At 65.4% G+C, this 12,090-nt stretch carries 8 protein-coding genes and 1 pseudogene; 3 read left to right on the top strand and 6 right to left on the bottom strand.

Going from position 1 to position 12,090, the window contains the following annotated elements; all coding sequences use genetic code 11:
• Window positions 1–208: 208 nt before the first annotated feature.
• Entirely contained in the window at window positions 209–1,138 is a 930-nt protein-coding gene (locus XH88_RS37460; protein WP_271673165.1) for a bifunctional helix-turn-helix transcriptional regulator/GNAT family N-acetyltransferase, read from the bottom strand.
• Window positions 1,139–1,201: 63 nt separating this feature from the next.
• On the bottom strand, window positions 1,202–1,777 hold the full coding sequence (locus XH88_RS37455; protein ID WP_271673164.1) for a glycosyl transferase: 576 nt from the start codon (window positions 1,775–1,777) through the stop codon (window positions 1,202–1,204).
• Window positions 1,778–2,108: 331 nt separating this feature from the next.
• Here XH88_RS37455 and XH88_RS37450 point away from each other — a divergent pair.
• Window positions 2,109–2,948: pseudogene (locus XH88_RS37450) on the top strand (RMD1 family protein).
• Here XH88_RS37450 and XH88_RS37445 read toward each other — a convergent pair.
• From XH88_RS37445 to XH88_RS37430, 4 genes are all read right to left on the bottom strand, one after another.
• Entirely contained in the window at window positions 2,942–4,555 is a 1,614-nt protein-coding gene (locus XH88_RS37445; protein WP_271673163.1) for a PEP/pyruvate-binding domain-containing protein, read from the bottom strand. The pseudogene XH88_RS37450 and the gene XH88_RS37445 sit on opposite strands and share 7 nt — an antisense overlap.
• 10 nt (window positions 4,556–4,565) lie before the next feature.
• Complete coding sequence (locus XH88_RS37440) at window positions 4,566–6,494, bottom strand: hypothetical protein (RefSeq protein ID WP_271673162.1); 1,929 nt, start codon at window positions 6,492–6,494, stop codon at window positions 4,566–4,568.
• Between the two features lie 82 nt (window positions 6,495–6,576).
• Window positions 6,577–7,767 carry an acetate/propionate family kinase gene (locus XH88_RS37435; protein WP_271673161.1) on the bottom strand — a complete coding sequence of 397 codons (1,191 nt, stop codon included), beginning with the start codon at window positions 7,765–7,767 and terminating at the stop codon, window positions 6,577–6,579.
• 7 nt (window positions 7,768–7,774) lie between these two features.
• Complete coding sequence (locus XH88_RS37430; protein ID WP_271673160.1) at window positions 7,775–10,189, bottom strand: phosphoketolase family protein; 2,415 nt, start codon at window positions 10,187–10,189, stop codon at window positions 7,775–7,777.
• A 210-nt stretch (window positions 10,190–10,399) separates the two neighbouring features.
• Here XH88_RS37430 and XH88_RS37425 point away from each other — a divergent pair, with 210 nt between their 5' ends.
• Both XH88_RS37425 and XH88_RS37420 read left to right on the top strand, forming a co-directional pair.
• Window positions 10,400–11,563 carry a PA0069 family radical SAM protein gene (locus XH88_RS37425; protein WP_271673159.1) on the top strand — a complete coding sequence of 388 codons (1,164 nt, stop codon included), beginning with the start codon at window positions 10,400–10,402 and terminating at the stop codon, window positions 11,561–11,563.
• Window positions 11,564–11,587: 24 nt separating this feature from the next.
• Window positions 11,588–12,043, top strand: a complete 456-nt coding sequence (locus XH88_RS37420; RefSeq protein WP_271673158.1) for a VOC family protein — start codon at window positions 11,588–11,590, stop codon at window positions 12,041–12,043.
• The last annotated feature ends 47 nt before the right edge of the window (window positions 12,044–12,090 follow it).

Here is a 12,090-nt window from a genome sequence, read left to right as displayed (position 1 = left end):
GACATCGCCACGCGCCTTGGCCGGTGGCCACCGGCCAAGGCGCTAAGTCGCTTCCATCGCACAAAATGGTCCCGTGCAGATACAAGGGGTATCCATCCGCACGGTATGTCCGGAGACATACCCCTCACCCAAGTGAGCCTTCGTCTACCAGTGTCGCTGCCCTCTCCCACACGGGGCGAGAGCGCAGTCATGCGGATCGCGCTCGCAGTTAGAGATCCATCTCCCACGTCTCGCCGATCAGATCCTGCCCGAAGCTGTGATGCGGTTTCGTCGCGACCAGTTCGAAGCCGGCGGCCTTGTAGATGCCGCGTGCCGCAATCAGGATGCTCTGCGTCCATAGCGTCATCCGCTTGTAGCCCCTCTCGCGCGCTCCCTGGATGCATTGCTGCACCAGTGCGCGGCCGACACCCAAGCCGCGTGCCTTCTTCTCCACCTGCAACAGGCGGAGCTTTGCGATCTCGTCCGTGGCCTTGACCAGGAAGATCGAGCCGACCGGCTCGCCACCGACTTCCGCGATCCAGCAGTGCTCGCGCGCAGCGTCATAGGTCTTGATGAACTGCGCGCAGATCTCGGCGACCAGCGCTTCGTAGCTGATGTCCCAATTGTAGTCCGCGGCGTAGGCAGCGGCTTGCTTCGAGACGACCCAGCCCATGTCACCGACGCGATGGCTGCGCAGCACGACGGAAGCGGGCTGGCTTGCTCTTTGCTCGAGCACGGCCTCGATGGTCGCCATGGCCTGCGTGAGCCGCGCTGCCTCGCCGTCCGGAAGCTGCGCCAGCATTGCGGCGACCTCATTTTGCGAGCCGAGGTTCAGCTTGGCGAAGGCCTGGCGGCCTTTGGCGGTCAGGCTGAGTTGGTATTGCCTGCGATCCGCGGGCAGGGGCTTCCGCGTGAGCAGCCCGTTTTCGTCGAAGCTTTGGACGATGCGGCTGAGATAGCCGGCGTCGAGGCCAAGCTCGTTTCCGATCTCCTTGGCCGAAACGTCGTCGCGATGTGCGAGCTCGTAGAGCACGCGCGCCTCGCTGAGCGAAAACGGACTGTTGCCAAGGTGCTGGTCGAGCACACCGAGCTTGCGCGTATAGAAGCGGTTGAAGGCGCGGACCGCGGCGATCTGGTCATCGGTACCGTTGTCAGGCATGGGGACACCTCGATACTTGCCATTGTCAATCAATTATTTGACTTTGGCAAGCATCAGGTGCGCTTAACCCACCATGACGATCCGGCTGCGCAGCAGCGTCCGGGAGGAGCGGCCGAGCCGCCTGAGCAGCCGCGCCTCGGAACGGCGAGCTTGGGGCGGATAGCCGCCGATCCGGTCGTAATGATCGCGCGCGATCAAGAGCCCCTGATCGCCGAGGGGGCCGGCCAGCTTGCGTGCCACGGACCGCAGGACATCGCGGAAGCCGGTATCGGCATAAGGCGAGCGGCTGTAGCGGAACACGGCCGCACGATCCCGGCCACTGGCTGCAACGGCCTGGATGAACTGGGTGGTCTCTTCGATCCAGCCGGTTTCCAGCACCGCGCCGGCCGGCAGGAACATCAGCCAGGGGGAACGGGCCTCGAGTGCGCCGGCGGCGAGCGCCGCGCCTTGCGAGGATCCGTCACAGCCAATGAAACGGCAGCCGGCGACGTCCGCAACGCGCTCGATGACGCCGTTGGGGCTGCTGTCGACCAGCAGAACTTCCTTGATGATGCCCGCGGCGGCGCCGGGTACCAGCGCGGCCAGGGTTGCGACCGCCGTCTGCTCGACGCCCTCGGTCGGAATGATGACGCTCAGCATGATTGAGACTTCGATGTCCGCAATTCGGGAGAAGCGTAACTCGTTATGAGGATGTCATAAACACGCGGCGCCGCCGAGTGCAACTTTCCGGCGGGCGTTCGGTGTGCGATGGTGAATCGCCGAAAGTCCCGCCGTAGTCGAATATGTCGTGCGTGGGGTGGCAATGTTGCCGAATGTTTCGGCGAATCCGGGTTTCGAGAGCTTCAAACCGGGCCTTTCTCCGCCGATATCTCGGGGTGAACACGGCACCTTCCGCAAGGCAGTATCGGCGGATGGATCTTGCGGTGGGGAAAGACGTGAAACCGGCGCTGCGCTGAGCGAGAGATATCCGATGAACGCCGATCAACTTCCTGCAGCTGCGACGCCAGCATCGTCGAAGCCGGACGCCGCCTCGACCTTGCGGATCCGCGCCGTGATGCTGGGCGAACGTATCAACGCGTCGAACCTCGAACTCGGCACGCTGGTGTCATCGACGCCGGCGGCGTTCCGCATGCATGGCGGCCTCGCCGTGATTTTCCGTTACGGCGTCGTCGTGCTGATCGGCCTTCTTCCTTCGGAAGAGAAGGTGCTGCTCGATAACCTGAAGTCCCGCGTGACCGGCGAGTTCAGCCCCTTCGAGGAAGAGATCGCGCAGGCGCAGCTCTGCAAGGATGAAAACGCTGAGGCGATTCAGCCCGGCGGGCCGATCTCCTTGTCGAAATTTTCCGACGAGCGGTTGCTGTTGATCGCGGACGCTCTCGCCAAGAGCACGTCGCTGGCGCGCGACGAGCGGCGTGTGGCTGCGGTCTTCGATGTCATCGAGCCCTTTGCGCGGGAGCTCGCAGAGCAAGGCCGCACCTCGCGGCGGCGCAAGGGCATCCTGCAACTGATCGGCAATGCGCTGCTGGTGTAGCAGCGCGTCGCCGGCCGCGTCGCCGTCGCCGAGAAGCCCGACGCTCTCTGGGAAAAGCCTCAGCTCGACCGGCTCTATGCGCGTCTCGAAGACGAATATGAGCTGACGGAGCGCCTCGACACGCTCGAGCGCAAGCTCAAGGTCATCTCCGAGACGGCCGATGCGCTGACCGAGATCATCGACACCCAGCGCTCGCTGCGGCTCGAAATCGCGGTGGTGGTCCTGATCGTGATCGAAGTCGCGATCGGATGCTTTCAGATCTTTGCCGGCATTCACTGAGGCGCGCCGGCGCATTCCGGCCGATGGCCGCAGGTCTGCGACTGCCATGCCGCGATCTCTGCGAGCTCGGCCTCGGGCCGCGTCTCTGAGGTCTGGCGGCGCCCGAGATAGATCTGCCCGGCGTCGCCCTCGATCGTGATCCAGTCGCCTTCACAGAGGACCGTCTTGCCGAGACCGGCGCGCCGCGCCGCGGCGTCGACCTTCAGTTCGCCGCAGCCGACCACGCATGGCTTGCCCATCTGTCGCGCCACCAGCGCGGCATGCGAAGTGCGGGCGCCGACCGCCGTGATGATGCCGGCCGCCACCGCAAATCCCGCGACGTCGGCCGTGCTGGTGTCGGGGCGCAGCAGAATGACCGGCTCGCCCGCTTCCGCAAGTCGCTTGGCGCCTTCGGAATCGAACGCCGCACGGCCGACGCCGATGCCCCCGGAGGCGCCGATGCCGGATGCTGTCGGCGTGCCTGCTGAAACCAGCGAGATCTCGGTGAGCGAGGCGAGATCGATGCTCGAGAGGCGCGCCAGCGCTTCGTCCTTTGCGATCAATCCCTCACGTACGAGGTCGATGGCGATCCTGACCGCGGCGCGCGGTGTCCGCTTGGCCGCGCGGGTCTGGAGCATCCACAGCTTGCCGTCCTCGACCGTGAACTCGACATCCTGCACGTCGCCGAATTCGCGTTCGAGCCGAGTCAACACGTCGCCGAGCTCGTGCCGGATCGTCGGCAGCGCACGGGCGATCGCGTCCTCCGTATCGGGCGTGCGGCGGCCGGACACGACGTCTTCACCTTGCGCGTCAAGCACGAGATCGATCATCGCGCGCGGCGCGCCGGTCGACGGATCGCGCGAGAACGCGACGCCGGCGCCGGAGGCGAGCCCGCCATTGCCGAACACCATCGCCTGAACGGTGACGGCGGTGCCGAGGAGGTCGTCGAGCTGCTGCAGCTTGCGATAGGCCTGCGCCCGCTCACTCGTCCAGGACTGATAGACGGCTCGCGCCGCGGCCTCGAGCTGGGCAACCGCATCGTCGAGCCAACCGTCGGCACGATCCTCAACCAGCGCCTGCTCTGAGGCGGCGAGCCGTTCCAGTGCCTCGCCATCCAGCTCCCGGTCGTTAGCCACGCCTTCGGCATCGACCAACTCGGCGATGCGCGCAGCGAACGGTGCGGGATCGAGGCCAAGCACGGTCTCGCCAAAGCTCTCCAGAAAACGCCTCCGGCAATCCCAGGCGAGCCGTGGCCGGCCCGTCGCTCGGATCAGGCCGTGCACGGCATCCAATGTGCAGCCGACGTCGAGGACAGTGTCGAGCATGCCCGGCATCGATCGCGCCGCGCCTGATCGTACCGAAACCAGAAGCGGCTGCCTGCGATCGCCGAAGCGCTTTCCGGTCGCGCTCTCCAGGAACGCGAGGCCCTCCTTCAGGCCGTCGCGCAGATGTTGCGCGGCGTGGGCACGGCCGGAAACGACGTCCGCACAGAGCTTGATCGGCAGCACGAAGGCGGGCGGCACCGGCAGGCCGAGCGCTGCCATCCGGGTGAGATTGGCGGCCTTGGCGCCGATTTCTTCGGCGGGCCGCAATTCGGTCGCCTCAGCGCCGATACGCACGATATGCATGGTGGATTCCTCAGGCTGCGAGATCGATCATGATGTGACGGCGCAACAAATGGCCGAAGGCCGCGAAGCGGTCGGTGGCGCGTTCGATGGCGCGCGCCAGCTCGATCACCGAAAGCGAGGTCGCAACGTCGAAACCGCCGCTGAAGACGAGCGTGGTCGTAGCTCGCTCCTGCGCGTCCGCGGCATGTTCGGCATCGATCAGGCGCGTCACCGCGGCCAGTGCGTCTTCGGAATCGATGCGCTGTCCTTCCGGCACGTCCATTGCGGCAGCGACGCCGTTCGCCGCCGTTTCGGCCGCGCTCGCGGCCACCACGCAAAGCTCGGCCAGCGATGCCAGCAGGGCCGGATCCGTCCGCTCGGGGAGCAGCGAGGCGACGAAGGCTGCCTGCTCCAGCTCGTCGATGGCCTCCTCGACGCTGTCGATCAATTGGCCGATTACGGGCCGGGCATCGAGGCGGTCGACCTCGTTCCGACCCTCCAATGCAATGCGGTCCGCCTTTTGCTCGATCGCGGCACAGCGTCCCGCCAGCAGCTTGCCGTCGGCAGGCTGGCCGGTCCTGAGAGCTGCGATATGGCGCGCAATCGCGGCGACAAGATCGTGAGCCAATCCGACCTGGCGCAGCACCGCTGCAAGCAGCGCCCCGTCGACGCGTTCGAGGTGCCGCACGAGGTCGGCCTCGATCTGGTCACGGACCGTCCTGACGGAGCGGCCTGCAAGCAGCGCTTCGGTGGAGGCGCGCAGTGCGGCCTTGAGGAAATCGATTGCCGCGGTGCGGCCGAGCGCCTGGTCGAGCCGTTCGCCGAAGCCGATGCGGGTGGGCGCGGCGTTCCTGACCGCGGATCCGAGCAGATCGTTGCCGCCGAGCTCGAGAAAGCCGCGGTGGCCGATCCGCTGTCGCGCCGCCCATTCGAGGATTCGTGTTGCGTCGTCTCTGGCGACCCAGGTCCGCATCAGCTTGCGGGCCTTGTTCCAGTCGATCAGGAACACCAGCGCAGCACCGATCGCTTCGAGGAATTCGTTGCGATCCGCAGCATGCTTCGCCTGAAACTGGCCGGTAACGAGATAGAACGAATTGTCTTCGCCGAGACCTGCGGCGGTGTGACGGTCGAGCCCGCTCCAGGTCGCGTCGAACTTGTCGAACAGGGAGATGAAGAACTTTGCCCGCGCCAGATGTACGTCGGTGTAGGTGACGGTGACTGCGTGCTTCTTGACGGCGATCACCACGACATGCGCGTCGGTGGTGCCGATGTCGTTCTGGATCAGCAGCCGGCCGCCGGCGCGTGTGGCCATGGTGTCGAGGCCGGGATGGTTGAACTTCAATCCGCGGGTTTGGTTGAGCCCTTTCATGAAGGATTCCACCGCGCTGCGATCTTCCCCATGCAGGCCGAACACATGGGCTCCGTCGAGCGCTTCCTCCGAGCAGTTCGCGGCCAGCCTGTTGAGCTGCTTGTGCAAATCCATGACCAGCCGGTGCAGGCTGTCGCCGGTCGACTCGGTCACGCCGGTCAGGCGCGCGATGTGGGCGATCTCGATCTCGCTCGTGGCGTCGAGCAGGCCGGCGCCGCGGATCGTCTCGAGCCGCGTCGTCGCCTTCCTGCCTTCATCGGGTGCGCCAGCCTCAACCGCGCGTATCATGACGCCGGCGTCCTCCTGTATCTCCTTCATCAGCTTCGCGAGATTTGGGGCAGCAAGCCGGTCCTGGCCAATCATGTGCGCGCCGCCGATCAGCGTCGCGATTGCGGCCGGCGCGATGCCCGCGGTCCGACTCTCAATGCCGAGGTCGCTCACGGGCCGGTCGGGCTCCTGCGCATGGTGAGCCGCGGCCTGAAGCGCGCTCATGCGCACCTTGATGCGATCGTTGGCGGCGAGCCCTTCTGCCACGAGGGTTGGCAGCAGAATGCCGCCCTGTCCGAGTTCTTCGATGATCTGGGTTTTCATGATCCGTCCGCACAACGTTCGGTGTGTGCATCATGCCGAGGAGCGGCGGCGCTGGCGTTGCGCCAGATCATTCATGTTTCCGTCACAAATCCTCGCGGTCGCGTAGCATGCCGGCGCAGTGGCGCGCGATCGTGATCTCTTCGTTGGTGGGAATGACGAACACCGCGACTGTGCTGTCCGCTGCGGCGATGCGTTCACACGCCGCATCATTCGCAGTTTCATCAATGCGGATGCCGAGCCAGCCGAGACGTTCGCCGATCGCGCTCCGGATCGCCTTCGCATGCTCGCCGATGCCGCCGGTGAAGACGAGGCAGTCCAGTCCGCCCAGCGCATTTGCCATCACCGCAATCTCCTGCGCCGCACGAAAGGTGAAGAGATCGACCGCCTCGCGCGCGGCAGTCTCGCCGCTCGCCAGCAGCGTTCGCATGTCCGCGGAGAGGCCGGAAACGCCGAGCAGGCCTGACTGGTGATAGAGCATGTGCTGCAAGTCCCCGGCCGACATGCCCTCGTGCTGGAGCAAATAGAGCAGCACGCCGGGGTCGAGGGTGCCGCAGCGCGTGCCCATCACGAGACCGTCGAGCGGCGTCAGTCCCATCGTGGTGTCGATGCTGCGGCCCTGGCGCAAGGCGCACAGGCTCGCGCCATTGCCGAGATGGGCGATGACAGTGCGCCGGGCCGCGAGCTCCGGCGCGACGTGGGTGAGCCGGCCAGCGACATATTCGAAGGAGAGGCCGTGAAAGCCATAGCGTCGCAGCCCGCGCATCTCATAGCGCCGCGGAATGGCGAAGCGGCTCGCGGGCGGCGCGAGGCCATGATGGAAGGCGGTATCGAAACAGGCGATCTGCGTCAGCGCGGGACGGATTGCGCCGAGGGCGCGGACAGGCGTCAGGCAGCGCGGCTGGTGCAGCGGCGCGAGCGGTGTCAGCGCCTCCAGCTTTGCGAAGACGTCGTCGGTCAGTACGACCGGGCCGGAATATTCGGCGCCGCCGTGGACGATGCGGTGCCCCACCGCGCGCAAGCGGCCTTCGCCGAAACGGTCCTCGATGAAGCCGAGCACATCGGCGAACAGATGGCCGCCGTCGGCATCGGACACCTCCCTCTGCGTCTCGAACAGCGTCTCGCCCGAGGGGCTCCTGGCTACGAGCCGCGGCTTCGCCTCGTGCTCGTCCAGCAGTCCGTTGCAGAGTAGGGCGGGCTCGGCTGTCGAGATGTCGAACAGGCCGAATTTGATGCTCGACGAGCCCGAGTTGAGAACGAGGACCGTGTCCGCCATGGCGTCATCAATCGCCGGCTTCTGCCGGCGTGGTGCCGGCGGCGCTGTTCTGCCAGACCCATTGCTGGATTTCTGGCATGTCCTCGCCGTGCTCGCGCACATAACGCGAATGCTCGATCAGCTTGTCGCGGAATTGCTGCTTCACCTGCGCGGCTTTTGTCGCAAGTCCCGGCACGCGCTCGATCGCTTCGATCGCGAGGTGATAGCGGTCGAGCCCGTTGAGCACGACCATGTCGAACGGCGTCGTCGTGGTGCCTTCCTCGGCAAAGCCCTTCACATGCAGGCCGGCATGGTTGGTGCGGTTGTAGGTGAGACGGTGAATGAGATAGGGATAGCCGTGATAGGCGAAGATCACGGGTTTGTCCTTCGTGAACAGGCTGTCGAAGTCGCGATCGGACAAGCCATGCGGATGCTGCTCGTTCGGTTGCAGCGTCATGAGATCGACGACGTTGACGACCCGCATTTTCAATTCCGGCAGCGCCTTGCGGAGCAAGTCGACGGCGGCGAGCGTCTCCAGTGTCGGCACGTCGCCGGCGCAGGCCATCACCACGTCGGGCTCGCTGTTCGCGTCCTCGGTACCGGCCCAGGTCCAGATGCCGATGCCGGCATCGCAATGCGTCGCCGCCTCCTGCATCGACAGCCATTGCGGCGCCGGCTGCTTGCCGGCGACGATGACGTTGATGCGGTTGAACGTGCGCAGGCAGTGGTCGGCGGTCCACAGCAGCGTGTTGGCATCCGGCGGGAGATAGATGCGGACGATATCGGCCTTCTTGTTGGCGACGAGATCGACGAAGCCGGGATCCTGATGGCTGAAGCCGTTGTGGTCCTGGCGCCAGACATGCGAGGTCAGGAGATAGTTCAGCGAAGCGATCGGGCGCCGCCATGGCAGGTGTCGGGCCACCTTCAGCCATTTGGCGTGCTGGTTGAACATGGAATCGACGATGTGGACGAAGGCCTCGTAGCAGGAGAAGAAGCCGTGGCGGCCGGTGAGCAGGTAGCCCTCCAGCCAGCCTTGGCAGAGATGCTCGCTCAAAATCTCCATCACGCGGCCGTCCTGCGCGAGGTGGACGTCGTAGGGTTCGATCGGCTCCATCCACACGCGTTCGGTGGTGTCGAACACGGCGTCCAACCGGTTTGATGCGGTTTCGTCCGGACCCATGATGCGGAAATTGCGCTCCCCGGCGTTTAGCCGAATCACGTCGCGCAGGAATTTGCCGAGCTCGCGCGTCGCCTCTCCGGTGACGCCGCCGGGCTGCGGCACCGCGACGGCGAAGCTGCGGAAGTCCGGCAGCTTCAGCTCCTTCTTCAGCAGCCCGCCATTGGCATGCGGATTGGCGCCCATGCGTCTGTTGCCCTTGGGCGCGAGAGCCTGCAGCTCGGGGATCAGCGCGCCGTTGTTGTCGAACAGCTTTTCCGGCTCGTAGCTGCGCATCCAGTCTTCGAGGATCTTCAGGTGCACCGGGTTTTCGCGGCAGTTCGCAACGGGCACCTGATGCGCACGCCAAAAGCCCTCGACCTTCTTGCCGTCGACCTCCTTCGGGCCGGTCCAGCCTTTCGGGCTGCGCAGCACGATCATCGGCCAGCGTGGCCGTTCGACGGTCTTGCGCCCGTCGCGGGCGTGCTGCTGGATCGAGCGGATGCTGGCGAGCGCGACGTCGAGCGCGTCGGCCATGGCCCGGTGCATCGCCTTGGGATCGTCGCCCTCGACGAACAGCGGCTCGTGGCCCAGCCCGCGGAAGAGATCGCGGATCTCGCTGTCGGGCATCCGGCCAAGCACGGTCGGATTTGCAATCTTGTAGCCATTGAGGTGCAGGATCGGCAGCACCGCGCCGTCATGGGCCGGGTTCAGGAACTTGTTCGAGTGCCAGGACGCCGCGAGCGGGCCGGTTTCGGCCTCGCCGTCGCCGACGACGCACGCGACGATCAAATCGGGATTGTCCAGCGCCGCGCCATAGGCGTGCACCAGCGCGTAGCCGAGCTCGCCGCCTTCGTGGATCGAGCCCGGCGTCTCCGGCGCCGCGTGGCTCGGAATGCCGCCCGGGAAGGAGAACTGCCTGAACAGCTTGTGCAATCCGTCCGCGTTGCGCGGGATGCCAGGATAGATCTCGCTGTAGCTGCCTTCGAGATAAGTGTTGGCGACCATGCCTGGCCCGCCATGACCGGGACCGCAGACATAGATCACGTTGAGATCCTGTGCGCGGATGGCGCGGTTGAGGTGGGCATAGATGAAGTTCAGCCCGGGCGTCGTGCCCCAATGGCCGAGCAGACGTGGCTTGATGTGCGCAGGCACCAGCGGCTCGCGCAGCAGCGGATTGTCCAGGAGATAGATCTGCCCGACCGAGAGGTAGTTCGCGGCGCGCCAGTAGCGGTCGAGGAGATCGAGGTCGCTGCTTGCAGCGGACGGTTGTTGTTGAAATGTCATGTTCCTGCCGATCTTCACTCGGGGATCGTCGTCAACTGTGTTCCGGGACGATTGATCCTTCGGCGGGATGAAACTGGATCGCCATGACACCCGTGTTGCGTGAGGTCAAAGCTGCGCGCTCGAACTTTGGGCGGCTACCGTGCATGGGGTTGTTTTTGCGTCTTTCATTCTTGTTCTTGATTTGTTCCTTTGTCGTGCTATCTTGGCTTCATGAGTCCAGCATCTTCTTCTGCTCTCAAGCACCCGCCGGTCGCGGCGCCCTCCGAGCCGGCGGGTGCGCCTTCTGATTTCCCCGAACTTGGCGTCGCCATCGACCGGGCGCGCCGGCGAGGGCGGGGCGCGCAGTCCAATGCCAGCGGCCGCTATGAGGCCGAGGCCCGCGTCGCCTTCGACGATGGCTGGCAGAGCCTTGAGGAACTGCCGCCGTTCAAGACCAGTGTCGGCGTCGATACCTCGCGCAAGGTGATCACCCGCAACGATTCCCCCGATATCGGCTTCGATCGTTCGATCAATCCCTATCGCGGCTGCGAGCACGGCTGCGTCTATTGCTTCGCGCGGCCGACGCACGCCTATCTCGGCCTGTCGCCGGGCCTCGACTTCGAGTCGAAGCTGTTCGTGAAGCCAGAGGCGCCTGTTCTGCTCGAGACGGAGCTCGCGGCACCGGGCTACGAGCCGCGGATGATCGCGATCGGCACCAACACCGATCCCTATCAGCCGATCGAGCGCGAGCGTAAAATCATGCGCGGCATACTGGAGGTGCTGGAGCGCACTGGCCATCCGGTCGGGATCGTCACCAAATCCGCGCTGGTCACACGCGACATCGACATTCTCGCAGCGATGGCCAGGCGCAACCTAGCCAAGGTCGCGATCTCGGTGACCTCGCTCGATCCCAAGCTGGCGCGCACCATGGAGCCGCGGGCCTCGACCCCGCCGAAGCGGCTGGAGGCGCTGAAGCAGCTTTCGGAGGCGGGCATTCCCACGACCGTTATGGTCGCCCCCGTGATCCCCGCGTTGAACGATTCCGAGATCGAGCGCATCCTCGATGCGGCCGCGCATGCCGGCGTCAAGGAAGCCTCCTACGTGCTGCTGCGGTTGCCGCTCGAGGTGCGCGACCTGTTCCGTGAATGGCTGATGGCGAACTATCCGGACCGCTACCGCCACGTCTTCACCCTGATCCGCGACATGCGCGGCGGCCGCGACTACGATTCCAAATGGGGCGAGCGGATGAAGGGCACCGGACCGATGGCCTGGACTATCGGACGCCGCTTCGAGATCGCCTGCGACAGGCTCGGTCTCAACAAGCGCCGCTCGAAATTGACCAAGGATCACTTTGCGCGGCCGAAGCAGAACGGCGAGCAGCTCAGCCTGTTCTGAAGCGCGGAGCGAATGAGGTGTGTCATGAGTAAGGAACTTCCACCCCCGATGCCGCGGCTTACCGTCATCACGCTTGGGGTCAACGACATCCGCGCCAGCATCGCCTTCTATGACGCGCTCGGCTTTTCGCGGCGGCTGAAGGCGACGGGTGAGGCCGTCGCGTTCTTCGACACCGGCGGCCCGGTGCTCGGCCTGTTTCCCTGGGGCCAGCTCGCGGATGACGTCAAGCTGCCTGACAATCCGAGGCCAACGACCTTTCGCGGCGTCACGCTCGCCTGGAACTGCGCTTCACGGGAGGAGGTCGATACCGTGCTGGCATTTGCGCTTCGTAAGGGCGCCTCGCTGCTGAAGGCTGCGCACGAGACCGATTACGGCGGCTATTCCGGCTATTTTGCCGATCCCGATGGCCATCCCTGGGAGGTCGTTGTCGCACCCGGCATCGAGGTCGGCAACGACAGGCGGGTGCATCTGGCGGACTGACGCCGAATGAATAACGGGAATTGCGCGGGGTTCCCGGTTGCGCTGGC

This window comes from Bradyrhizobium sp. CCBAU 51627 (assembly GCF_028128765.1).
Classification (GTDB): Bacteria; Pseudomonadota; Alphaproteobacteria; order Rhizobiales; family Xanthobacteraceae; genus Bradyrhizobium.
Note: the sequence above shows the minus strand (reverse complement) of the source record. Positions and strands in the feature narration are given on the sequence as shown.

Coding starts and splice junctions, on each gene's coding strand:
- XH88_RS37440 (WP_271673162.1), bottom strand. CDS start 6,494: ATGAAAACCCAGATCATCGAAGAACTCGGACAGGGCGGCATTCTGCTG.
- XH88_RS37445 (WP_271673163.1), bottom strand. CDS start 4,555: ATGCATATCGTGCGTATCGGCGCTGAGGCGACCGAATTGCGGCCCGCC.
- XH88_RS37430 (WP_271673160.1), bottom strand. CDS start 10,189: ATGACATTTCAACAACAACCGTCCGCTGCAAGCAGCGACCTCGATCTC.
- XH88_RS37460 (WP_271673165.1), bottom strand. CDS start 1,138: ATGCCTGACAACGGTACCGATGACCAGATCGCCGCGGTCCGCGCCTTC.
- XH88_RS37435 (WP_271673161.1), bottom strand. CDS start 7,767: ATGGCGGACACGGTCCTCGTTCTCAACTCGGGCTCGTCGAGCATCAAA.
- XH88_RS37425 (WP_271673159.1), top strand. CDS start 10,400: ATGAGTCCAGCATCTTCTTCTGCTCTCAAGCACCCGCCGGTCGCGGCG.
- XH88_RS37455 (WP_271673164.1), bottom strand. CDS start 1,777: ATGCTGAGCGTCATCATTCCGACCGAGGGCGTCGAGCAGACGGCGGTC.
- XH88_RS37420 (WP_271673158.1), top strand. CDS start 11,588: ATGAGTAAGGAACTTCCACCCCCGATGCCGCGGCTTACCGTCATCACG.